This window comes from Bordetella muralis, from assembly GCF_965139205.1.
GTDB classification, from domain to species: domain Bacteria; phylum Pseudomonadota; class Gammaproteobacteria; order Burkholderiales; family Burkholderiaceae_B; genus Bordetella_A; species Bordetella_A muralis.
Map to the genome: position 1 here is coordinate 81,468 of NZ_CBCSIU010000008.1, position 22,079 is coordinate 103,546.

General features: G+C 59.9%; 22 protein-coding genes. 20 read left to right on the plus strand and 2 right to left on the minus strand.

All coding sequences use genetic code 11. The annotated features are described in order from the left end of the window. Nucleotides 1-921: a LysR family transcriptional regulator gene (locus tag ACNA0I_RS13575; protein WP_415806531.1), complete on the minus strand. Its 921-nt coding sequence runs from the start codon at nt 919-921 to the stop codon at nt 1-3. Nucleotides 922-1,117: 196 nt separating this feature from the next. Here ACNA0I_RS13575 and metE point away from each other — a divergent pair, with 196 nt between their 5' ends. The 11 genes from metE to ppa all read left to right on the plus strand — a co-directional run bounded on the left by metE (nt 1,118) and on the right by ppa (nt 13,556). Continuing rightward, nucleotides 1,118-3,412 carry a 5-methyltetrahydropteroyltriglutamate--homocysteine S-methyltransferase gene (metE, locus tag ACNA0I_RS13580; RefSeq protein ID WP_415806532.1) on the plus strand — a complete coding sequence of 765 codons (2,295 nt, stop codon included), beginning with the start codon at nt 1,118-1,120 and terminating at the stop codon, nt 3,410-3,412. A gap of 155 nt (nt 3,413-3,567) precedes the next feature. Continuing rightward, on the plus strand, nt 3,568-4,170 hold the full coding sequence (locus ACNA0I_RS13585; RefSeq protein WP_415806533.1) for a DUF2889 domain-containing protein: 603 nt from the start codon (nt 3,568-3,570) through the stop codon (nt 4,168-4,170). A gap of 10 nt (nt 4,171-4,180) precedes the next feature. Beyond that, entirely contained in the window at nt 4,181-5,341 is a 1,161-nt protein-coding gene (gene sucC, locus ACNA0I_RS13590) for an ADP-forming succinate--CoA ligase subunit beta (protein ID WP_415806534.1), read from the plus strand. Between the two features lie 18 nt (nt 5,342-5,359). Next, a complete protein-coding gene (sucD, locus tag ACNA0I_RS13595; RefSeq protein WP_415806536.1) occupies nt 5,360-6,241 on the plus strand; it encodes a succinate--CoA ligase subunit alpha in 882 nt (293 codons plus the stop codon). Nucleotides 6,242-6,510: 269 nt separating this feature from the next. Further along, nucleotides 6,511-7,218 carry a TerC family protein gene (locus tag ACNA0I_RS13600; RefSeq protein ID WP_415806537.1) on the plus strand — a complete coding sequence of 236 codons (708 nt, stop codon included), beginning with the start codon at nt 6,511-6,513 and terminating at the stop codon, nt 7,216-7,218. 272 nt (nt 7,219-7,490) lie between these two features. After that, nucleotides 7,491-8,210, plus strand: a complete 720-nt coding sequence (locus ACNA0I_RS13605) for a TerC family protein (protein ID WP_415806538.1) — start codon at nt 7,491-7,493, stop codon at nt 8,208-8,210. A 111-nt stretch (nt 8,211-8,321) separates the two neighbouring features. Beyond that, nucleotides 8,322-9,263 carry a hydroxymethylbilane synthase gene (gene hemC, locus ACNA0I_RS13610; protein ID WP_415806539.1) on the plus strand — a complete coding sequence of 314 codons (942 nt, stop codon included), beginning with the start codon at nt 8,322-8,324 and terminating at the stop codon, nt 9,261-9,263. Between the two features lie 113 nt (nt 9,264-9,376). Then, entirely contained in the window at nt 9,377-10,168 is a 792-nt protein-coding gene (locus ACNA0I_RS13615) for a uroporphyrinogen-III synthase (RefSeq protein WP_415806540.1), read from the plus strand. Nucleotides 10,169-10,205: 37 nt separating this feature from the next. Further along, nucleotides 10,206-11,402, plus strand: coding sequence for a uroporphyrinogen-III C-methyltransferase (locus tag ACNA0I_RS13620; RefSeq protein ID WP_415806541.1), 1,197 nt, complete (start codon nt 10,206-10,208; stop codon nt 11,400-11,402). Between the two features lie 3 nt (nt 11,403-11,405). Next, the gene (locus ACNA0I_RS13625) at nt 11,406-13,022 is read left to right on the plus strand and encodes a heme biosynthesis HemY N-terminal domain-containing protein (protein ID WP_415806542.1); all 1,617 of its coding nucleotides are present in this window, start codon (nt 11,406-11,408) and stop codon (nt 13,020-13,022) included. Nucleotides 13,023-13,025: 3 nt separating this feature from the next. Next, a complete protein-coding gene (gene ppa, locus ACNA0I_RS13630) occupies nt 13,026-13,556 on the plus strand; it encodes an inorganic diphosphatase (protein WP_415806543.1) in 531 nt (176 codons plus the stop codon). A gap of 137 nt (nt 13,557-13,693) precedes the next feature. On the opposite strand, the gene ACNA0I_RS13635 is transcribed toward ppa, so the two are convergent. After that, a complete protein-coding gene (locus tag ACNA0I_RS13635; RefSeq protein WP_415806544.1) occupies nt 13,694-14,626 on the minus strand; it encodes a LysR family transcriptional regulator in 933 nt (310 codons plus the stop codon). A gap of 124 nt (nt 14,627-14,750) precedes the next feature. Between ACNA0I_RS13635 and ACNA0I_RS13640 the strand changes: the two genes are divergently transcribed. From ACNA0I_RS13640 to ACNA0I_RS13680, 9 genes are all read left to right on the plus strand, one after another. Beyond that, nucleotides 14,751-15,467 carry an SDR family oxidoreductase gene (locus ACNA0I_RS13640; RefSeq protein WP_415806672.1) on the plus strand — a complete coding sequence of 239 codons (717 nt, stop codon included), beginning with the start codon at nt 14,751-14,753 and terminating at the stop codon, nt 15,465-15,467. A gap of 239 nt (nt 15,468-15,706) precedes the next feature. Then, complete coding sequence (locus ACNA0I_RS13645; protein ID WP_415806545.1) at nt 15,707-16,402, plus strand: fumarylacetoacetate hydrolase family protein; 696 nt, start codon at nt 15,707-15,709, stop codon at nt 16,400-16,402. A gap of 104 nt (nt 16,403-16,506) precedes the next feature. After that, nucleotides 16,507-16,638, plus strand: coding sequence for an entericidin A/B family lipoprotein (locus ACNA0I_RS13650; protein ID WP_094820576.1), 132 nt, complete (start codon nt 16,507-16,509; stop codon nt 16,636-16,638). A gap of 188 nt (nt 16,639-16,826) precedes the next feature. Continuing rightward, nucleotides 16,827-17,084, plus strand: coding sequence for a hypothetical protein (locus ACNA0I_RS13655; protein WP_415806546.1), 258 nt, complete (start codon nt 16,827-16,829; stop codon nt 17,082-17,084). Beyond that, complete coding sequence (locus ACNA0I_RS13660) at nt 17,081-18,478, plus strand: hypothetical protein (RefSeq protein WP_415806547.1); 1,398 nt, start codon at nt 17,081-17,083, stop codon at nt 18,476-18,478. The genes ACNA0I_RS13655 and ACNA0I_RS13660 overlap by 4 nt, the downstream gene beginning before the upstream one ends. Continuing rightward, on the plus strand, nt 18,475-19,080 hold the full coding sequence (locus ACNA0I_RS13665; RefSeq protein ID WP_415806548.1) for a hypothetical protein: 606 nt from the start codon (nt 18,475-18,477) through the stop codon (nt 19,078-19,080). Before ACNA0I_RS13660 ends, ACNA0I_RS13665 begins: the two co-directional genes overlap by 4 nt. Nucleotides 19,081-19,084: 4 nt before the next feature. Beyond that, nucleotides 19,085-19,822 carry a hypothetical protein gene (locus tag ACNA0I_RS13670; protein WP_415806549.1) on the plus strand — a complete coding sequence of 246 codons (738 nt, stop codon included), beginning with the start codon at nt 19,085-19,087 and terminating at the stop codon, nt 19,820-19,822. Beyond that, the gene (cpaB, locus tag ACNA0I_RS13675) at nt 19,819-20,697 is read left to right on the plus strand and encodes a Flp pilus assembly protein CpaB (protein ID WP_415806550.1); all 879 of its coding nucleotides are present in this window, start codon (nt 19,819-19,821) and stop codon (nt 20,695-20,697) included. The genes ACNA0I_RS13670 and cpaB overlap by 4 nt, the downstream gene beginning before the upstream one ends. Further along, on the plus strand, nt 20,694-22,079 hold the full coding sequence (locus ACNA0I_RS13680; RefSeq protein ID WP_415806551.1) for a type II and III secretion system protein family protein: 1,386 nt from the start codon (nt 20,694-20,696) through the stop codon (nt 22,077-22,079). Before cpaB ends, ACNA0I_RS13680 begins: the two co-directional genes overlap by 4 nt.

A 22,079-nucleotide genomic window follows, 5' to 3' on the forward strand; every position in this document is an offset into this window, starting at 1 on the left:
TCAATTTTTCGCTGACCGTATACCGTCCAGGGTTTTAAAGCACGTCTCTCGTGCAATAGCCAGGAAATCATTAATGTAAGGCGCATCGATATCCTCGGTTCGCACGGCGGCGTACAACGTACGCCACACACCCTGCGGTCCCAGGTGGCACAGCCGCAGCCAGCCTTGATGCAAATATTCTGTCAGCGCCCAATTGGGCAGTGCAGTCACGCCGCGATTGCTGGCGACGAGTTGCACAATGATGGGTGTCAGCTCTGCCTTGCGTACCGCGGCCGGCTCTACGTCTGCGGGATCCAGAAAGGTCGTAAAGACGTCCAGCCGCTGTCTGTCCACGGGATAGGTGATCAGGATCTGATCCGCCAGTTGCTCGGGCACGATGTGTTTGCTGGCTGCCAAAGGATGCGATTCGGAGACAGCCAGTACCAACTCGTATTTGAATAAGGGCAGGTATTCCACCGCGTCGAGTTGCTGCGGATCCGATGTAATCACCAGATCCAGATCGCCCCGTACCAGTGCGGGCAATGGGGCAAACGAAAACGCGGCCGACAGGTCCAACGCGACATCCGGCCACTGGCCGCGAAAAGCGTCCATGCTCGGCATAAGCCATTGAAAACATGAGTGGCAATCGATCGCCAGATGCAGCCGTCCGGTGCGGCCCGCCGCCAGCCGTTGTAGCTCCCGCTCGGTGGCCCGGATCTGCGGCAAGACGTCATCGGCCAGCGCCAGCACCCGCAGTCCGGCCGTAGTGAGGCGGGCAGGGCGGGTACGGCGATTGAGCAGCGGGGTGCCCAGGCGGGTTTCGAGGTCGCGCAATTGATGAGATAGCGCCGACTGCGTCAGGTGCAGACGATCAGCTGCCTCTTGCAGGCTACCTCCGTCGCGGATTGCCGAGAGGGTTTCTAGATGACGGATTTCGAGCATGGATCAGTCGTATACAGAGCGGGTAAATAACAAATATGAGCGACATGAAACCTGTGTAGGCCATGCATGAATCACACTCATTTTATTAGTATGAGAAATTTTCAATAAATGTATGTTGAGATTGATTTTGACGCAAATTAAGTTGGAGGCAGAATAGCATGCGAGTTGAATAAAATTTGTTGAATCGGATATCTATATGACTATAGTTCATAATTTGGGCTTTCCCCGTATTGGCGCCCAGCGCGAACTCAAGCGCGCGGTCGAGGCCTATTGGGCTGGCAAGCAAAGCGCAGCGGATCTGGAGCAAACTGGTCGCGAACTGCGTGCCGCGCATTGGCAGCGTCAGGCGTCCACGGGCGTTCAATTCGTACCGGTAGGCGATTTCGCCTGGTATGACCATGTCCTGGAATGGACCACGTTGCTGGGGGCAGTGCCGGCGCGTTTTGGCCAAGCCGATGGTCAGCCTGTCACGGTGGATACACTGTTTCGCATGGGACGCGGGCGTGCGCCGTCGGGCACGCCGACTGCTGCCTGCGAAATGACCAAGTGGTTCGATACCAACTATCACTACATCGTGCCGGAACTGGTGCCGGGCCAGACGTTCCGCATCGCGCGCGAATACCTTTTTGAGCAGGTCAAAGAAGCGCAAGCCTTGGGCTATCAGGTCAAGCCTGTCATTCCGGGCCCGTTGACCTGGCTGTGGCTGGGCAAGGGCGATGCGTTTGCCGATGGGGCGGGGGACACCGCCAAGCTGCAATTGCTGGATGCACTGTTGCCGGTCTATGCCGAGGTATTGGCGCGCTTGGCTCAGCAGGGCGTGCAATGGGTACAAATCGACGAGCCGATTCTGGTGCTGGATCTGCCGCAAGCCTGGCGTGATGCGTACCTCAAGGCGTACGAGCGCCTGGCGCAGGCGCCGGTCAAGCTCTTGCTGGCCACCTATTTTGGCGGCCTCCAGGACAACCAGGAAACCGCTTTGGCCTTGCCGGTAGCCGGCTTGCACATCGATCTCGTGCGCGCGCCTGACCAGTTGCCGCGCATCGCCGCTGCCTTGCGTCCGGACCAGGTGCTGTCTGCCGGCGTGATCGATGGCCGCAATATTTGGCGCACGGATCTGGATGCTGCGCTGAGCGCTTTGACACCCGTTCGCGAACAATTGGCCGACCGCCTGTGGCTGGCCCCGTCGTGCTCTTTGCTGCACGTGCCGGTGGACTTGGCGAGTGAAACGGATCTGGATGCCGAACTGAAGAGCTGGCTGTCCTTTGCTGCGCAAAAACTCGATGAGCTGAGCGTGCTCGGCCGGGCGCTGGATAACGCCCAGGCGTCCGATGTCAGTGCGGCTTTGGCAACTCAGCGTGCCGCGCTCAAGGCACGCAGCGAATCGCCCCGCATTCACAACCCCGCTGTGATTCGCCGCATGGCAGACGCTGCCAAGGTCACGCGTGACCGCGCTCCGTTTGCAGATCGTATTGCACAGCAACAGCAATTGCTGAAACTGCCGTCGTTCCCGACGACCACCATCGGTTCGTTCCCGCAGACCGCCGAGATTCGCGCGCTGCGTCGCGACTGGAAATCCGGCGCGCTGAGCGATGCCGCCTACGAGGCCGCGATCCGCAAGGAAATCGAGGCGGTCATCCGATTCCAGGAAAAAATCGGCCTGGACGTGCTGGTGCATGGCGAGCCTGAGCGCAACGACATGGTCGAGTACTTTGGCGAACTGCTGGCCGGTTTTGCCTTTACGCGTAACGGCTGGGTGCAGAGCTATGGTTCGCGCTGCGTCAAACCGCCGATCATTTTCGGCGACGTCGCTCGCCCCGCCCCGATGACTGTCGGTTGGTCCTCGTACGCGCAATCGCTGACCGATAAGCCCGTCAAAGGCATGTTGACTGGGCCAGTGACGATTCTGCAATGGTCATTCGTGCGCGATGACCAACCGCGTGAGCAGACCTGCCGCCAATTGGCATTGGCGCTGCGCGACGAGGTCGTCGATCTCGAGATGGCTGGCGTGCGAGTCATCCAGATTGACGAGCCGGCCATTCGCGAGGGGCTGCCCCTGCGTCGCGGCGATTGGCAGGCCTATCTGGATTGGGCGGTGGATTGCTTCCGGTTGTCGACCGCCGGCGTGGCAGCGGATACGCAGATTCATACTCACATGTGCTATGCCGAGTTCAATGACATCATCGAATCCATCGCCGCGATGGACGCGGACGTCATCACCATTGAAACCTCGCGCTCGAACATGGAGCTGCTGAAAGCCTTTGAGGATTTCCGTTATCCCAACGATATCGGCCCGGGTGTGTACGATATTCACTCGCCCAACGTGCCGGACGTGGATTGGATGGTCGGCCTGATGCGCAAGGCGGCGGCTCGCTTGCCGAGCGAGCGCCTTTGGGTCAACCCCGACTGCGGTCTGAAGACCCGTGCATGGCCTGAGACCGAGGCCGCGCTGGTAGGGATGGTTGACGCAGCCCGCGCGCTGCGCGCAGCCTGATCCGTCCCGTTTTAAACCCCAGGAGGCCAGTCGCCCGGCCTTCCCTGGGAGAGTAGTGGGCAGGGGCAGGGGGAAGCGGCGTTTCCTCGAGCCCTGCGTTATACTTCCCTGGATTTGCTGCTTTGCGTCAAAGACTTTGAAGTGCAGGCCCCTTAATGCCCTTGCCACCGTCGACAGTTTCTCGCCATCCTTTGCACACGCGTTCCATACGCGTGCAGTCCTACGGGCGCGACGATGGTTTGTGGGACATCGAAGCTGAGCTTATTGACTTCAAGTCCTACGATTTCCCCAAGCACAACGGGGAAGTCTTCGAAGCAGGCCGCCATATTCACCACATGCATCTGCGCATCACCATCGATGAGGCTTTTACCATTGTGGCAGCTCAGGCGGCTTACGACGCGGCACCCTACGAACGGCAGTGCATGAACATCGACACCGCCTATGCGGGTTTGGTGGGCATGAACCTGCTCAAAGGGTTTCGGCGCCAGGTCAAGGAACGCTTCGGTCGTACGGCAGGCTGTACGCACATGACCGAGCTTTCGCAGGTGCTGCCCACCGCGGCAGTCCAATCCATGGCCAACCGGCGGCGCCAGAACAGCAATCCGGACATACGCCCATTTCAGCTGGATGGCTGTCATGCCTTGCGCACTGACGGCCCGGTGGTGCTTGAGCATTATCCCAAGTGGTACACCGGGGATAGCGCTGAGGCGTCGGCGGGCGCAGATTCCGATTCCCCCTCTTTTTCTCATTCGTCCTGACAGGTAACACATGAAAATCCACGAGTATCAAGGCAAGGAACTGCTAAAGCAATTTGGCGTGCCTGTGCCGCGCGGGATCCCCGCATTTTCCGTCGACGAGGCTGTGGCTGCCGCTGAAAAGCTGGGCGGACCGGTATGGGTCGTCAAGGCACAGATCCATGCTGGCGGCCGTGGCAAGGGCGGTGGCGTGAAGCTCGCCCGTTCGATCGACGACGTGCGCAAGCTGGCTGGCGAGATCCTGGGCATGCAACTGGTCACGCACCAGACCGGCCCGGAAGGCCAAAAGGTCAATCGACTGTACATTGAAGACGGCGCCGACATTCAAAAGGAATACTACGTGTCGCTGGTCACTGACCGTGCCACGCAGAAAGTCGCCATCATCGCTTCCAGCGAAGGCGGCATGGACATCGAGGAAGTCGCTCACTCGACGCCCGAAAAAATCATCACCGAATACATCGATCCGCAAACCGGCCTGTTGGCTGACCAAGCCAAGAGCGTCGCCGAATCCATCGGCCTGACCGGCGGTTCGGCTGACCAAGCTGCCGACGTGTTCCAAAAGCTCTACAAGTGCTACATGGACACCGACGCCTCCTTGGTCGAGATCAACCCTCTGAACTGCGACAGCAAGGGCAACATCATCGCCCTGGACGCCAAGTTCAACTTCGACCCGAACGCCTTGTTCCGTCACCCGGAAATCGTCGCCTACCGCGACCTGGACGAAGAAGACCCCGCCGAAGTCGAAGCCAGCAAGTTCGACCTGGCCTACATCCAACTCGGCGGCAACATCGGCTGCCTGGTCAATGGCGCTGGTCTGGCCATGGCGACCATGGACACCATCAAGCTGTTCGGCGGCGAGCCGGCCAACTTCCTGGACGTCGGCGGCGGCGCGACCGCTGAAAAGGTCACCGAAGCCTTCAAAATCATGCTCAAGAACAAGGGCGTGCAGGCCATTCTGGTCAACATCTTCGGCGGTATCATGCGCTGCGACGTCATCGCCGAAGGCGTGATCGCTGCTTGCAAGGCCGTCAACCTCAACGTACCGCTGGTCGTCCGCATGAAGGGCACCAACGAAGAACTGGGCAAGAAAATGCTGGCCGACTCGGGGCTGCCCATCATCAGCGCCGACACCATGGCCGAAGCGGCCACCCGCGTCGTAGCCGCCGTCAAATAAATTGCCAAGGATTCACAAATGTCGATTCTGATCAACAAGGACACCAAAGTCATCACCCAGGGCATCACGGGCAAGACGGGCCAGTTCCACACCCGTATGTGCCGTGAATACGCCAATGGCAAAGCCGCCTTCGTGGCCGGCGTCAACCCCAAGCGTGCCGGCGAGGACTTCGAAGGCGTGCCCATTTTCGGTAGCGTGAAAGACGCCAAGAGCGAAACCGGCGCCACCGTTTCGGTCATCTACGTGCCGCCCGCCGGCGCCGCCGCCGCCATCTGGGAAGCCGTCGAGGCGGAGCTGGATCTGGTCATCTGCATCACCGAAGGCATCCCGGTCCGTGACATGCTGGAAGTCAAAAACCGCATGAAGGCCATGAACAGCAAGACCCTGCTGTTGGGCCCGAACTGCCCCGGCCTGATCACCCCCGATGAAATCAAGATCGGCATCATGCCCGGTCACATTCACCGCAAGGGCCGCATCGGTATCGTCAGCCGCTCCGGCACGCTGACGTACGAAGCCGTCGGTCAAGTCACCGAATTGGGCCTGGGCCAATCCAGCGCTGTCGGTATCGGTGGTGACCCCATCAACGGTCTGAAGCACGTCGATGTGCTCAAGCTGTTCAACGACGATCCCGATACCGACGCCGTCATCATGATCGGTGAAATCGGTGGTCCGGACGAAGTCAACGCCGCACAATGGGCGAAAGACAACATGAAGAAACCCGTGGTCGGCTTCATCGCCGGCGTCACGGCGCCTCCGGGAAAACGCATGGGCCACGCCGGTGCGTTGATCTCGGGCGGTGCCGACACGGCAGATGCCAAACTCGAAGTCATGGAAGCATGCGGTATCCGTACCACGCGCAACCCGTCCGAGATGGGCAAACTGCTGAAGTCCGTGCTGTAACAGCCTGAGGCTTCCAGCATGTAAAAAGCCCGCCTCGATTGGCGGGCTTTTTACCGTTCGGGCGTCGATTGTGTTGTCTCGCCCTTTTTGCAAAATATAATAACGAGCCGGTATTACGCGTACACTCCCATAAAAATCGTCAGGCGCCAAGAGCGTCCGGCATCCGGCAACGGCCACTCATCAGCTCGCAACTACCAAGATGGCCGCCACCCGTACGCAACCAAGAAAAGCATCAACTCACACCTAGGGGATCGCTAGGAAAGAGAGGAATGGAACTTACATCAGCAGCATTTTGGATTGCCCTATTACAGATTATCTGGGTCAATATCCTGTTATCCGGCGACAACGCCGTGGTGATTGCGCTCGCCGCGCGCTCGCTGCCCGCAGAGCAGCAGAAAAAGGCGATCACGATTGGCTCAGCGGCCGCGATCATCATGCGTATCGTGTTGACGCTGGTTGCCGCCAAGCTCCTGTTGCTGCCGTGGCTCAAGCTCATTGGCGCACTGCTGTTGGTCTATATCGGCGTGACACTCCTGTTGCCCGAGGGCGACGAGGATGGTGATGGCAAGCAGCATGGCACCTTGCTCTCTGCGATCCGCACCATCATGATCGCGGACTTGGTGATGAGCCTGGACAACGTCGTTGCGGTGGCCGCCGCCGCGATGGGTGATACCACCCTGCTGGTAGTCGGGTTGGCAATCAGTATCCCGCTGGTCATTTTTGGTAGCACCTTGTTGTTGAAGGTGATCGAGCGTTTCCCTCTGATCGTGTGGGTCGGTGCGGCATTGCTGGGTTTTATCGCGGGCGAACTGCTGGTAGGCGATCCCGCCTTGCATGATTCGGTCATCAGCATTGACAACGCCTTGGGCGTGACAGAGCATCAATTGGCGTTGATAACCGGTGCGATCGGCGCTATTGTGGTTTTGGCCATTGGAAAAATTTTACTTTCCCGACGTCAGGCGCTGACACAAAGCTGAACTACAATACCGGCTTTGGCACAAAAACTGCCGCGTTTTGACGCGGCAGTTTTTTGCCGCCGACCGCCTTAAGGCAAAAAAACGCTCCTCTGGGGGGAGTAAGCCAAAAACGCGGTGTGGGGGCTTTTTTTCCGCCAAACCGTCATAGGCAAAAGCTCCCTGCTGAGTAGCAGGCGAGAGATGCGGCGGGAAAGGTGCCGACGTGGGGACGGTGTTGACCTGATCGCGGTCAGTTCGCTCCGTCCAAATTGTCATTCCGAGGGGGATAGCAAGTGTTAGAGTTTCTACAAACAATAAGCTGGGCTGCAGTATTCCAAATCATTCTTATCGACATTCTGTTGGGTGGCGATAATGCCGTCGTGATTGCGCTGGCTTGCCGCAATCTGGCGCCCAAGCAACGCATGCAGGGCATTTTGTGGGGTACGGCCGGTGCAATCATCCTGCGCGTCGTACTCATCGCATTCGCCCTGACGCTGCTCGCTATCCCCTTCCTCAAGGTCGTGGGCGGTCTGCTGCTGGTGTGGATCGGCGTCAAACTCCTCATCCCCGAGGACGACGGACACGACAACATTACAGGCAGCACCTCTATTGCCGCTGCCGTCAAAACCATCATCGTGGCCGACTTTGTCATGAGCCTCGATAACGTCATCGCCATCGCCGGCGCGGCGCAAAACGCCCACGAAGGCCACCAGATCGGTCTGGTCGTGTTCGGCCTGATCGTCAGCGTACCCATCATCATCTGGGGCAGCACCCTGGTGCTCAAGCTGATCGATCGCTATCCGCTGGTCGTGACGCTCGGCGCAGCACTGCTGGGCTGGATTGCCGGCGGCATGGTGATTACCGACGTTGTTGTCGAAAATCAATTCGGCCCTCAGCCTACTGCGGTTAAAATCGCTGCAGAAGTCATCGGCGCATTGATTGTTGTAGTCTTGGGGCGGTGGCTTGCTAGTCGTAAAACTGCCTCCAAGGAATCTACTCATGAGTCTGCGTAAAAGCGACAACCCCGAATCCGGCCTGAGCCTGCTGCAAGGCCTGGCAATATTGGCCATCATCGGGGTGATCGCCACGGTGATCTTTTCCAGCCTGGGCAATTAAGTCTGCCCGTGTCTGCACCGCAACGCCTCGTTATCGCGACCCGCGCCAGCCGGCTTGCCCTGTGGCAAGCCGAGCATGTGCGCGATCGGTTGCGTACTCTCTATCCCGACTGTTCCGTCGAACTGCTCACGTTGACCACGCGGGGCGACCAGATACTGGATCGCACTCTGTCCAAGGTCGGCGGCAAAGGGCTCTTTGTCAAAGAACTCGAAACGGCTTTGCTAGATGGGCGGGCCGATTTGGCGGCTCATTCACTCAAGGACGTCCCGGTTGACTTGCAGGCGCCATTCGAACTGTGCGCTGTGCTCGAACGAGCCGACCCTCGGGACGCTTTCGTTTCCAATGACTATGCGACCTTGGCCGATCTGCCGGCCGGGGCCGTCGTTGGCACCTCCAGCCTGCGGCGGGAGTCGCAGATCCGGCGGCGCTATCCTCATCTGCAGGTCAAACCGCTGCGCGGCAATCTGGATACCCGCCTGGGCAAACTCGATCAGGGCGATTACGCCGCGATCGTGCTGGCCGCGGCGGGTTTGCAACGCCTGGATCTAGGTCACCGCATTCGCAGCCTGCTGGATCCGGCCGATAGCCTGCCTGCAGCCGGGCAGGGCGCGCTAGGCATTGAAATCCGTGACGATCGTGATGATCTGCGCGCCTGGCTGGCGCCGCTCGTCTGTGACCAGACCACAGCTTGCGTGTTGGCCGAGCGTGCCGTGTCCCGGACTCTGGGCGGCTCGTGCCAAGTCCCGCTGGCGGCATATGCCGTGCTCGATGGCGACAACGTCGTGCTTCGGGCATTGGTGGCCTCTCCTGATGGCAAACAATTGATTCAGTCCCAACATACCGGGCCAGTGGCGCAGGCCGAGCAGATCGGCGAAGCCGCGGCGCAAGCCTTGCTCTCCAAGGGCGCGGCCGCCATCCTGGCTGCCTTGCAAGACACGTCTGCCGACTGAGGCTGGCTCATGCCAGTATGTTGTGAGGTACGTCCGGATTCACGGCTGAGCTTGGCAGTCAGGTATGGCGAGTGGAGGCGGCCTTTTCCGGGATACATACAGGAGGGGTGTCTATGTCGCATATCGCCATTCTGACTCGCCCTGCCGGCCGTAACGACGCGTTGGCGCAGGCGCTCGGCGCAGCCGGTTGGCAGACGCTGGATCTGCCTGCGCTGGAACTGCGCCCCTTAGCGGTTGCCTCAGCAGATCTGCCTTTGCCGCAAGACTTTGATTTAGTCATCTTTGTCAGCGGTCATGCGGCGCGGACGTATTTGAACCAACTGCGGGATCTGGCGGGGCAGACCGACTGGCCCGCTGCCGTCTCTGCCGCGACGGTGGGACCGGCGAGCGCGCGTGCCTTGCGCGAAACACCAGGTTTTTGCGCCAATACAACAGTATTCTGTCCGCCGCCCGCAGCATCTACCCATGATTCTGAAGCCCTATGGCAGGTATTGCGCGCGCAAGACAGCCTGCCCAACAGGGTGCTATTGGTACGCGGCACTCAGGGACGGGATTGGCTGGCCGACCAACTAGAGGCCGCGGGGGCGCAGGTACGGCGGCATGCTGCCTATGAACGCCAGCCGGCTCAGTGGCTGCCATCCGCCGTCGAGCAACTGCGAAAATGGGCGCAAATGAGGGAAAAAACGACCTGGCTGCTGACGAGTGGCGAAGGACTCACCGCCGTAGAGGCCCATATCCATGAGGCCGGTCTCGCCGATTGGTGGCAAGCCTCCGACTTTATCGTGACCCATCCCACACTGGCGCGGCGGCTGCAGCAAGGCCTCGCTGGCAAGGTCACGGACGCAATGGTAAAAATCTGCTTGCCGGCCGATGATGCGATCCTCGCGGCCTTTGTTGCGGCTTGAATCGAAGTTTTGGCATTTCACCGAATACAATCGCGTCATGACAGACCAGACTCCTGACACTGCACCTGCCGTCAATTCGGCAGCTCCGGGCGCAGCTTCGCCCGCCAAACCGGCATCCGCCCCGGTTAAAAAGTCGTCCCGTGGGGCAGGCTTATTGGGCGTGGCGTTGATCATCGTGCTCCTGGTGGCCGTTGGCCTCGGGTGGGCGCTATGGCTGCAGCGCAAGCAAGCCGACGCGGCCGGCCGTGAAATAGCGACTCGCCTGGCCACGCTGGAAGACGCAGTCGCGCAAAGCCGCAAAGACGCGCGCGAGGCCTTGACCCTCATTCAAGGGCAAAGCGGCCAGGTACGCAGCCTGGAAGCACAAGCCCAAGAGGCCAAGACCCGCTACAACGATCTGCAACAAGCTTGGGAAACCTTCAGCGGCGGGGCGACAGACGAGATTCTCGCCAACGACGTCGAGCGCCTCCTGGTACTGGCGAATCAGCAGTTGCGCCTGGCAGGCAACGTCAACAACGCCATCGTTGCGCTCGAAACTGCTCAGACGCGCCTGGCGCAGGCGGCGCGTCCGCTTTTCGCAGGTCTTCAACAGAGCATCAATGGCGATATCGATCGCCTCAGAGCTGTTGCGACCGTCGATATTCCAGCACAAACTGCGCGTATCGATCGTCTGGCAGGTCTGATTTCCAAGGCTCCTTTGCTGGTCCCGGACGCTTCGGCTCCTGGCGCCTCGAGCGACACGCAACCCAAACCGGCGACGGCGCCAATCCAATCTCCGGCTGATGATCCTCGCCATCAATTGCCCGCGGATGCCGCGTGGTGGCAGCGTTGGCGTGCCGAGATCGCGTCCTGGCCCGGCCGGGCTGGCAGCACGCTGACGCATGAGCTTGGTGACTTGATCAGCGTGCAACGCGTCGATCAACCGGCTGCCTTGTTGTTGTCCCCCGAGCAGGCCGAACAGGTGCGTGGCGCCTTGCGTCAACGTCTGATGACGGCGCAATTGGCCATGCTGATGCGTCAACCCGAGGTCTGGAAGAACGAGCTCGCCAATGTCGAGAACGTGCTTAGCATTTACTACGATGGCCGCGCCGTGGATACCCAGTCGGCATTGCGCTTGACGCATGAGCTGCAGAATATCGATATCGCAGTGCGCTTGCCGGATGTCGGTGATAGTCTGGCCAGCGTAGCCGCCTTGCGCGCTGCTGGGTTTGATTCGCCAGCCAAACAGGACTAACGCATGCGTACTTGGTTCTGGACTCTGCTGCTTCTTATCGTCGCCGTCGCTTTGGCGGTGGTGCTGCGCTCTCATACCGGCAATGTCATTTTCCTGGTGTCGCCGTGGCGCATTGAACTGTCGTTGACGCTGTTCGTGCTGCTGGTGGTGGGCATATTCATCGCGCTGTACGTGGGCTTGCGCCTGCTGGCCTGGTTGTTGGCCATTCCGGATCGTATGCGTGTCTGGCGCGGCCAACGTGCCCAGGCGCGTGATCACGTACTGCTCGAACGTGGCTGGACAGAGCTCCTGGAGGGGCGCTTTTCTCATGCCGAGAAAAATCTGACCAAGCTGTTGGGGCAGACGCGTGTCGAGAGCCGGCGCGTGTTGGCGGCGCTGTCGGCGGCGCGGGCGGCACACGGGCTGGGCGAATTCGCTCGCCGGGATCAGTTGCTGGAATCCGCACGTGAGCACGCCTCGGGCAATACCGGTTTGCAAGAAGCCATCGCCACGGTTGCGGCTGATCAACTGCTGGATCAAGGCCGGGCGCAAGACGCTTTGGCGGTGTTGACGCCATTGCAGGACGGCGGAGCCCGTCACTTGCACACGATGCGCCTGTTGTTGCGTGCCGAGGCGGCGCTGAATCATCATGACCGTGTCTTTACCCTGGCACGTGGGTTGGTGCGTCGCAATGCATTGTCCAAGACCGAGGCCGAGGGCCTGATCGATCGATCGGGTGCAGCGCGTTTGCGCGTCGCTGCGGCCTCCGGTACGGAAGCCTGGCGCAGCGTCTGGAAAGACCTCAAAAACGAAGAGCGCGTCTTGCCGGAAATTGCCCTGGCAGGCGCCACGGCATTCGAGGCTGCGGGCGAACCCGCCGAGGCTGCTCGCATTCTGGAGGCGGCCGTCCCGGTCCACTTCACCTCGTCCTTGGTGGATGCCTATGCGCGTTGCGAGCCCGACCAGGTACCTCGCCGTCTTGCCAAAGCCGAAGCTTGGCTGCAAAAGCGTCCCACCAATGCGGATCTGTTGACCGCATTGGGCATGCTGTGCCTGAATGGCCAGTTATGGGGGCAGGCAGAGCGCTATTTGCAGCGCAGCCTGGCGCTGCGCAACGATGCGCGTACGCATGCTTTGCTCGGCAGCCTGTACGACCGTTTGGATCGTCCTGCGGACGCCGTGAGCCATTGGCGCTTGGCCACGGTCGCGACCATGGCGTTGCCGGTATTGGCCGGCGATCCGGCGTTGCCTGCAGCAGATACGGATGCCGATCCCCTGCATCTGGATGCCGAGGGTGAATATTCCGCCTATCCGCCGGAGGCTACGATCGCTGCAGCGCCCGCCGTGTCCCAGCTCGAAGACGCGCCCCTGTCGGTCCCTGCCGACTATGTGCTGGATCCTGATGCTCGCGTTCTGGAACGCGAGGCGTCAAACGCGTTGGAGCCGGATCCTCCGGCCGTCGCGCCTGCCCGGTCCAACATCGATATCGAAGACTACTTCGATAGCGCACCCATACCCGTGCCTGAATACGATGTATCGGAGCCCACATACGTCACCCCGCCGTCCACGTCGCCTGACCAAGGCAAATCAGACAAGCGGGATGATGGAAAATCTCTTCCACTTTCAGATAAACAAGGTTGAACCATGAGTCTCGATCGCGTCTCTCCCGGCAAGAATCTGCCGGAAGACTTTAACGTCATCATCGAAATCCCCATGAATGCCGACCCGGTCAAATACGAGGTCGACAAAGACAGCGGCGCCGTATTCGTGGATCGCTTCATGCTGACGGCCATGCACTATCCGTGCAACTACGGCTATATCCCTCAGACCCTGTCCGAGGATGGCGACCCAGCCGATGTGCTGGTGTTGACCCCGTTCCCGATTCAAGTCGGCGCCGTCGTGCGTTGCCGCGCGTTGGGCGTGCTGGAGATGGACGACGAGAGCGGCGGCGATGCCAAACTGCTGGCCGTGCCGGTCGACAAGCTCTATCCTCCCTATCGCAACATCAAGTCGTACGAAGACCTGCCGGCCGAGGACATCAGCCGTATCCAGCACTTCTTCGAGCATTACAAAGACCTGGAAAAAGGCAAGTGGGTCAAGGTCAAGGGCTGGAAGGGCGTAGACGCCGCTCGCGAAGAAATCGTGCGCAGCGCCGAGCGCTACAACAAGGGCTGATTTTTCCCTGAACTGAAGCCCCGTCGGGCCGCGATGCAGACCATGCATCGCGGCCCGATGTCTTTTGCCGCCCGGCCGTCTCAAGAAAAAATGGCCCCTGGGGGCCGCAAGCACAAGGCGCCGCACGGGCCACCCAGTCAGTCGGCTAGCTGCATATTCCTGCAAACAGCCAGGATAGTGTCGCGCAGCCAGCGATGGGCGAGGTCCGCGTGAAAGCGTGGATGCCAAATAGCAGATACCTTGATTCCCGGCGTGCGCACCGGTAGTTCGAAATGCTGAAGGCCTGCACTCCTGGCGTTATCGCCCGTTGCCCCATTGACGAGGCACGAGCGCGGGACAAGCCCGATGAAATCTGAATAGCGGGCGATCCGCATTGCGTTGGCGTAGCTGGGCACGACCATGGCAACCGTTCTTCGCAAACCCAACTGGCCCAAGGCATCGTCCACTGGGCCAGAAAATTGGCCCTTACGTGATACAACCACATGCGGGTAGCCAATATAGCGGTTGGCGGTCACGTCCGACGGCGCTAAGAGCGGATGGCCGGTTCGACAAATACCGACGAATCGGTCTTGAAAAAGCAGTCGAGTTTTCAATTCCGGCGCCTTGGTTCCGATCACCCCAACCTCCAGGTCGATCATTCCTTCCCGTAGGGGCTGTGCATCCTTATCAGGCTTCTGGACAAAGCGGATACGAACACGGGAAGCGGAGTGAGCGATGGCGGTCATCAGGGACGGGCCGACCAGATCGACAAATCCGTCGTTTGCCCGAATCGTGAACGTCCGCTCCAAGGTGGCAATGTCCAAGGCTTGATTAACCGGCTGCAGTACGGCTCGCGCGTTGCGTGCAAGTTCATGTACACGCCCGGTGATTTGCTCGGCGTAGGGGGTTGGAACCAGTGTCCTGCCAGCTTGTACGAGTAGCTGATCCCCTGTGGCCGCCCGCAGCCTGGAGAGCGTTCGGCTCATGGCTGACGGGCTGAGGCCGAGCCGGTGTGCCGCTCTTGTCACGTTGCGCTCAGTGAGCAGCATGTCCAACGAGCTAAGGAGGTTCAAGTCCACGTTCTGCGTCATAGCCAGCTCCTGAATTCATCTGTGCATCAGATGCAATCAATTATTGCATTTGATGCGTCTGGTGCAGAGCACCAATTCCCCCCAAAATCAATGCATATTCAATTGTTTGAAAAAGGGCACAGCGATGACACACTCAATTAGCGATGAATCTCAACCCAGCGTTTTGCTCGTCGGCGCTTCGCGCGGCCTCGGGGCTGCCATGTCCGCGGAATTTCTGAAAAGAGGATGGAATGTCGTCGGCACCGTTCGGGGGAACGGCAGAACCGCGCTGCACGATTTGGCCGATGCTTACGAAGGCCGGGTCGAGATCGAGCAGCTCGATATCATCGAACAGCACCAGGTCGCCGCGCTGCACGATCGCCTTTCGGGCCGCAGCTTCGACATCCTGTTAGTGAATGCCGGAACCGCGAACGCCAACCAGGACGAAACCATTGCCGAGGTTTCTACGGACGAGTTTGTGCGAGTGATGGTCACAAACGCACTCGCGCCCATGCGAGTTGTAGAAGCCTTGCAGGATCTGGTTCCCGCTCATGGCCTGATCGGTGTCATGTCCTCCGGACAAGGCAGCATCGCCAGCAATGAGAAAGGCGGGCATGAAGTCTATCGCGGCAGCAAGTCGGCCCTGAACCAATACATGCGCAGCTACGCCGCTCGTCATGCAGGGGAGTCGCGTGCATTGTTGTTGCTGGCTCCGGGCTGGATCCGTACCGCGTTAGGCGGGCCGGATGCGCCGGCCAGTCTTGAAGAAGCTATCCCCGAGATCGTGAACGTGCTGCTCTCAAAACAAGGAAAGCCCGGTTTGGAGTACTTGGATCGCATGGGGCGAACCGTCCCGTGGTGAAGCGCTGGTTGTCGCGCAATCGCCGGGCAATGTGATCCGGGTTTTCACCGGGGGGCCGAAAAAGGTGTCAGCGGCCATACAGCAAAAAGGGATAAACTCGTGCATTCGTTTTTTCTTACCGCCGGGCCTGCCTGAGGTAACAAGCATCTTTCGGGTGCGAGGGCAACAAACCGATGGCGTGGCGCGGGGGTGTTTCTTTGCTGGCAGTGCCGGCACGCATTCAAGAAGGTCAAGAGAACATGGACTACGTATTCCCTCCGTCGCCGCCCGTTGCCGTGCCTGTTGCCGGCAGCGGTGCGTTGGTTCCGGTGCGCCGCATCTATTGTGTGGGCCGTAACTACGCCGAGCACGCCAAGGAAATGGGCTTCACTGGTCGCGAAGACCCGTTCTTTTTCAGCAAGCCCAACGACGCCATCCTGTCGATCGCCGACGGCGAAACTGGCGCCACGCCTTACCCGCCCAAGACCAGCAACCTGCATTATGAAATGGAGCTGGTCGTCGTGCTGGGCAAGGGCGGCAAGGATATCCCTGTTGACCAAGCTGGCGAGTGCGTGTGGGGCTACGCGTTGGGTCTGGACATGACCCGCCGCGACCTGCAAGGCGAGGCCAAGAAACAAGGCCGCCCCTGGGAGGTCGGCAAAGCCTACGACCTGTCCGCGCCTATCGGTCCCGTTCATCCGCGCAGTGTCGTCGGTACTCTCGAAAAGGGCGCTATCTGGCTCGACGTCAATGGCGAGCGCAAGCAGTCCAGCGACATCTCGCAGATGATCTGGAACATTCCCGAGAGCATTGCTTATCTGTCGAGCCTGTTCGAGTTGAAAGCCGGCGACTTGATCTTCACCGGTACTCCTGAAGGTGTGGGTGCTGTGGTTCAGGGTGATGAGCTCGTGGGTGGTGTCGAGGGTCTGGGCGAATTGCGCGTGCGCATCGCCTGATTGTCAGGTTTTTCACGGCCAGGTGCCGAGAGCTGGGTCTCTCCATGCGGGGGTACTCAGCGCTAACTCGTATGCCTCGTGTACTTTAAATCCGGAGTTTCATCATGCGCGGACGAGTCATGCTGACGGCGCTGATCGTATTTGGCGTCGTACTGCAAGGCTGCAACACCATGGCAGGCATGGGCAAGGATATGTCCGCTGCCGGCCAAGCCATCAGCACGGCTGCAGAAAAATAAAGCTTCACGCTTGTTGCGACAACGGCCCCTTCGGGGGCCGTTGTCGTTGCTGCAAACGAAAACAAGCAGCTCGTTTTGTAGCGCATGCCAGGCGGTGTGAGCATTTTGCCCACCTCGGCATCTACGAATAGCCGGGATCTCTGCGAGGTTTCACACTACGGCCTCTGTTGATTGAAGAGGGGTCCGGCATGATCCAGTGTATTTCCCGCCAGCGTGGCCAGGGGATGACCGAGTACATCATCGTAGTGGCGTTGGTCGCGGTGGCAGCCATTGCGGTCTATCAGTTATTTGGCCAGGTAGTGCGCGCACAGACCGCAGCGATGGTACGTGAAATCGCGGGCGAAGACGGCACTGCCGAGTCGCGCACCGCTCAGTCGGCTGCGGACAAGTCCACGACACAGACCAAGACGCGTACGCTGAAGTCGTTCACGGGGCATGGCAAATGACGGACGCGATCGCGCTGAAGCACTGCATCGTGATGCGTGGGCAGGCGTTGCCGCTGGTACTGGGGTTGATCTCCGTAGGCAGTATTGCCTGGATTGCTCTGTATAACGTCGGCCAGATGGCGAGTGCCCGCATACGCCTGACACATGTCGCAGATGCCGTGGCATATAGCGGCGCCGTGGCGCAGGCGCGCAGCCTGAATATGCTGGCCTACATCAATCGCGCTCACGTGGCGCATCAGGTTGCGATGGCGCATCTGGTGACCTTGTCGTCTTGGGCCCAGTATGGGCAGACACAATCGCAACAGCGAGCCACGCGAAACCCGCCGTCCACGTTGATCGCGGGGCTCTTTGGGGCCTCGGTAGGGAAAGCGTATGCGCAGGCCCGTCCGACCGAGGATATCGGGTCTGCATTAGCGCATGCATTTCAGCAGCACGATGATGTGGTGCACCAGATATTGCAGCAGGCCTCCGCCTCGGTCGTGGACAGTTTGAAGGACTCTCGCCAGCAAATGATGTCGCTGGCTCTGCGCGCAAATTATCCGGAGTATGGCAGTGAGGTCGGCAGGCCGGAGGACGGGCCATTGCAGATCGCCTTGTTGTCGGATGGCCTGCCCGGATATATCCGGTCTTATCCAGGGCACCAAGCGGGCAGGCTGCGCCATATGGTCGAGCATGCGGCACAACGGTACGACTTTCTACAGCGCCGCAATCAGACTCGCCGTCACAACTCGATCGTGAACGATCACTGCCCGACCAAGCGTCATGAGCTGCGCCGTCGAGGGAATACTCGGTTAGAGACAGACGGGCGTTGGTCTGCACGGGACACGCTGTCGTTTCACGCATTGCGTTCCAATCGTTGGATTGGTTGTTACTACCGCGAATATGCAATGGGGTGGGGCGACAATAGCCCTCAATCGAAAAAGAATCCTCACGCCAGTGATCAGCCGCCGCACGGGTTTGCGCAGCAGGATTTCTGGCGCTGGGTGCACGAGCATACAACATGGGACTTGTCCTCAGGCCGCAGCAATCCCATGGCAAAGGCTTACGCCGCGTTCAGCGCAATGCATTGGGCGAGTCGGGGGCTCCCCAACTATTACGAACTGAACGACGATATGGCGTATCGTCCGCTGCGTTTTGCCATTCAGTTGCGTCACTCGGCCGGGCGGCCGGTTATGCAGGGGGCCGAGAATGCGCGAGTGACTCCGATAGGACGATATGCCTACCACGGCCTGGCCGCAGACGAATTCGTGACGGTCAACAGCGCCGCGCAGGCCTATTTTGCACCGCCCTCACAGAACGATGGCAACAACGAACTCGCGAGCTTGTTTCGTCCCTATTGGCAAGCTCGACTGAGCCCGATCCTGCCTGGCGATGTGACGAGGGCTCAGCCATGAAAGCCCGGCCGCGTCGTTCCATTTATCGAGGGCAGGCCGCAGTTGAGGCGATGCTTGCCCTGGTGTTGCTAGGTGGACTCATGCACGCCGTAGTCGCTATTGGGACCGTATCGCTGCGTGGACAGCAGACCGCGCAGTTGAGCCGTCTTGCCGCGTTCATCCATACCGATAAACATACCTTCGTTCCGAGCAACGGCGATATCGGAAATGCGCAAGTCGAGACCCTGGCGCGCGATTGGCTTCATGTCGATTCCCGGTTGCGCCGCGCACAAGCGACTGATCATTCCGTGACGCTGCTGCCATTCACTGCGGCTGAGGGAATCGCGATACCGGCTATACATCGGCAGATGGTTATCGCGGCGGACACAGGACATGGTGTAGACGATGCGGCCGTGTCTGAACGTATTCGACATTCGGCAATAGGATGGTCAGAGGCAGCACGGGGTTCGGCCAGTATTGCCGACGCGTTACGGCGCCGTATGCAGCATGTGGACGCGCCGTGGGGGCGGGAAGCATGGTCGATGGACTGGCTGACTGCGTGGATCGACCTGGCGCCGGTGCAAGCAGGCGCCGTCAGGCGCGACGATTTGACGGAGCATTGACACCATGTACCGATTGAAAGCCTATGGGAAAGCGCGCTGCATTCTGCGCCAACGGTCAGCCGCGCTTGTCGTGACGATGATCATGGTGGCGGTTGCACACGCTGGTGAGACACCTGCACTCGGCGAATTGTCGCTGCCCTCGGGCAGCACACAAACCTCGCTAGGTGGGCGGATGCGCTTGTTTGACACGCCAATCGATATTCGTGTTTTTGGCATCCCTCTGCCGATTGCTCAAACTGCGCGGGCGTTGGGCGAGCGTTATCCCTCGCTGTCGGACATGGGACTCTATCCCCAGCGTGTGGTGCTGTCGGGACACGTTGCTAATCAATTCTGGGTGGTGAACCTCGAATCTGACGGTCCGCGTCGCACGCGCGGCAGTCTCTCAATACTGACGGAAACGGAATTCTCCAGCGAATCGGTGGTGCAAAAGAGCACCGCGTCCCCCCGGGGAGTGATGAGCTCGTTCTCATGGTGGCCGGCTGAAGCGAGGCTGCGATTGCAGCTCGAACAAGAAGAGGGAGGGGGCCGTAATAGCACTCAAGTATGGACGTCCACCTCGTCTGTGGAATCAGTCCGGTCGGCCATTCGTCAAGGCCTGCAACAAGGACGCTGGCAAGCAGAGACCGACACACCGAATACCAGTCTATGGCGGCGAAAGCACAGTCTGCTTCAGATCTCAATAACCGCCATTGATGGTGGTACGGGAATTCTCCTGCTGCATCACGATGGAGCGAAATCTTGAGTCTCACATTAGCGGCATTTCGATTGCGCACCATAGGAGTCTGCGGTTCTGCATTGGCTGCCGGGCTGTTTGCTGCCTGGGCTGTGCACGAACACATTCAAACCCGTGAGCGTGAAATGGAGCGCCAAGCAGCAGTGGAGGTACGTACGCGCGTGGTCGCTGCGACCGATCTCGCCGCAGGTACGCGACTGCAGATGGACCATTTAGCGGTGCGAGACATTCCGTTGCCCTGGGTGCCGAGCCATTCGTTTGACGCGGAGGCTGTGGATCAGGTGCTTGGAGGCGTGCTCACCGTCCATCTGAAGCAAGGCGACATCTTGCTCGGGGCGCACGTCATTGCAGAGATCGAGTCGCCTCTCTCCGACTTGGTATTACAAGGACGACGTGCCGTGACGTTGCCCGCGGCGGAGATCAACGCAGTATCGGGGCTTTTGCAGCCCGATGATCTGATAGACCTTTACGTGTCATTCATGCACCAGGGCCAGCATCTGACTGCACCACTGCTACAGAGCGTACGCGTATTGGCAGTCGGCGGCCGTAGCGAATCGCCCGTGTCTATCACGTTCGATACCGCTGAGCGAGACGCTATTAAATTGGTGGCGGCTCGTCATACGGGATCGCTGACGGCCATGTTGCGTCATCGCAGCGATGCGAGCGTTTCCGAGTCCGCAGCCCCCGGCGATTTGGCGGCTTTGATGGGACTGACAGGTCCGTCTATCGCGGATCGTGCGCCGATTCCGATTCTATACGGTGATCGTGTTGATACAGAACCGTTGTCGTCAGATACAAACCCGCCAGAACAGGCGTTTCCCGATTTGCCGGATCGAGATGTGCCACCGCCCAAATCGCTTGCCATATACTCGGAGGGGCGATGAAAAGCATTTTGCTTTCCTTGTCGATCATGTCGGCAGTGCCCGGGGGGACAGTATGGCCGGCGATGGCGACCGATCCCGCGACATTTGTGCTCGAGGTCGGTCAGACCAAAGTCGTTCATCATCAATCTGTGACACGTGTCGCAGTGGGAAATGGGCAGGTCGTCAGCGCAGTCTCTGTTGAGGGCAAGGACGTCGTCCTCTTTGCTCGACAGGAGGGGACTTCGTCTGTGCACGTCTGGACGCCGCTCGGTGTGGGCGCGGCATACGAGATTCAGGTCCGCCCGGCGGGATGGACGCAGATGCAACAAGAAGTCCAGCAGTTGCTCCAGCACATCCCCAGCGTACGCAGCTCGCTGGTGGGCGACAACATCGTCATTGAGGGCGAGGATCTCACCGACGATGATCGCGAGCGTGTATCGGCTTTGGTGCGACGCTATCCTCGCATTCTGGATTTCACTGGGCAAATCGGCTGGGACAGGATGGTCTTGCTGGACGTTCAGGTTGTCGAACTACCCAGTGCGCATTTGCGCGAGTTCGGGGTGCAGTGGGATGCCGTATCAAAAGGGGGAATACAGACAGGTGTCGTCTGGCAACCTGCTTCGAGTACACGGCTAGGCGACCAGATCGACATACCGCCGCTATCGATGACGGGTGGCGGGGCGGGCGGTTACTTCGGGTTGAATGCGCTGCTTTCGTCGCGCATCGCAGCACTCGCTCAGCGTGGCGAGGCCGTGATGCTCGCTCAACCTCAACTCCTGGCACGCAGCGGCGCGACGGCATCGTTCCTGGCCGGCGGTGAGGTGCCCTATACCACGGTTGATGCGCGTGGCAACACCAATACCGCGTTCAAGCCCTATGGTGTGTCGCTGAACATCACGCCGCGCATCGACCGTACGGGAGCCATCAGGTCGCGTATCGAAGTTGAGGCCAGTTCGGTCGATACCTCTATCAGCGTGTCCGGCGGTCCCGCGCTGCGTACCCGTCGTGCGGCCACTGAATTCAACGTGAGATCGGGACAAACTCTGGTGTTGGGCGGATTCCTGTCGCGCGAACGCACGAGTGAGCGTAGCGGTCTTCCTGTTCTGCAAGATATTCCCGTGCTGGGCTCGCTGTTTTCATCACACCGCCTACAGCACAAAGAAACCGAGTTGGCGATATTCGTGACGCCGAGAATTGTGTCGCAGGATCATCCTGAGCTGACCGATCGTGTGAGACGTGGCCGGCAGGTGCTTGCCGAGGCATTCCCCGATTCCCCAACATTGGGCATGGGGACGCCAGCGGCAGACGGTTCTGACTGGAGCGCTTATCGCGGAGCGGGCTCTCAGTGGCAGCCGGCGTCGCCTGCGGCCAACCCGGCGAATTCCGATTCAATGCGGAGATAG

What these genes read in the sequence shown, in the direction of transcription:
- ACNA0I_RS13645 (WP_415806545.1), top strand. Translation starts at nt 15,707, where the DNA reads ATGGACTACGTATTCCCTCCGTCGCCGCCCGTTGCCGTGCCTGTTGCC.
- ACNA0I_RS13655 (WP_415806546.1), top strand. Translation starts at nt 16,827, where the DNA reads ATGATCCAGTGTATTTCCCGCCAGCGTGGCCAGGGGATGACCGAGTAC.
- metE (WP_415806532.1), top strand. Translation starts at nt 1,118, where the DNA reads ATGACTATAGTTCATAATTTGGGCTTTCCCCGTATTGGCGCCCAGCGC.
- ACNA0I_RS13665 (WP_415806548.1), top strand. Translation starts at nt 18,475, where the DNA reads ATGAAAGCCCGGCCGCGTCGTTCCATTTATCGAGGGCAGGCCGCAGTT.
- ACNA0I_RS13635 (WP_415806544.1), bottom strand. Translation starts at nt 14,626, where the DNA reads ATGACGCAGAACGTGGACTTGAACCTCCTTAGCTCGTTGGACATGCTG.
- ACNA0I_RS13575 (WP_415806531.1), bottom strand. Translation starts at nt 921, where the DNA reads ATGCTCGAAATCCGTCATCTAGAAACCCTCTCGGCAATCCGCGACGGA.
- ACNA0I_RS13640 (WP_415806672.1), top strand. Translation starts at nt 14,751, where the DNA reads ATGACACACTCAATTAGCGATGAATCTCAACCCAGCGTTTTGCTCGTC.
- sucD (WP_415806536.1), top strand. Translation starts at nt 5,360, where the DNA reads ATGTCGATTCTGATCAACAAGGACACCAAAGTCATCACCCAGGGCATC.
- ACNA0I_RS13625 (WP_415806542.1), top strand. Translation starts at nt 11,406, where the DNA reads ATGCGTACTTGGTTCTGGACTCTGCTGCTTCTTATCGTCGCCGTCGCT.
- ACNA0I_RS13650 (WP_094820576.1), top strand. Translation starts at nt 16,507, where the DNA reads ATGCGCGGACGAGTCATGCTGACGGCGCTGATCGTATTTGGCGTCGTA.
- ppa (WP_415806543.1), top strand. Translation starts at nt 13,026, where the DNA reads ATGAGTCTCGATCGCGTCTCTCCCGGCAAGAATCTGCCGGAAGACTTT.
- ACNA0I_RS13670 (WP_415806549.1), top strand. Translation starts at nt 19,085, where the DNA reads ATGTACCGATTGAAAGCCTATGGGAAAGCGCGCTGCATTCTGCGCCAA.
- ACNA0I_RS13615 (WP_415806540.1), top strand. Translation starts at nt 9,377, where the DNA reads ATGTCGCATATCGCCATTCTGACTCGCCCTGCCGGCCGTAACGACGCG.
- ACNA0I_RS13585 (WP_415806533.1), top strand. Translation starts at nt 3,568, where the DNA reads ATGCCCTTGCCACCGTCGACAGTTTCTCGCCATCCTTTGCACACGCGT.
- ACNA0I_RS13660 (WP_415806547.1), top strand. Translation starts at nt 17,081, where the DNA reads ATGACGGACGCGATCGCGCTGAAGCACTGCATCGTGATGCGTGGGCAG.
- sucC (WP_415806534.1), top strand. Translation starts at nt 4,181, where the DNA reads ATGAAAATCCACGAGTATCAAGGCAAGGAACTGCTAAAGCAATTTGGC.
- ACNA0I_RS13600 (WP_415806537.1), top strand. Translation starts at nt 6,511, where the DNA reads ATGGAACTTACATCAGCAGCATTTTGGATTGCCCTATTACAGATTATC.
- ACNA0I_RS13680 (WP_415806551.1), top strand. Translation starts at nt 20,694, where the DNA reads ATGAAAAGCATTTTGCTTTCCTTGTCGATCATGTCGGCAGTGCCCGGG.
- ACNA0I_RS13620 (WP_415806541.1), top strand. Translation starts at nt 10,206, where the DNA reads ATGACAGACCAGACTCCTGACACTGCACCTGCCGTCAATTCGGCAGCT.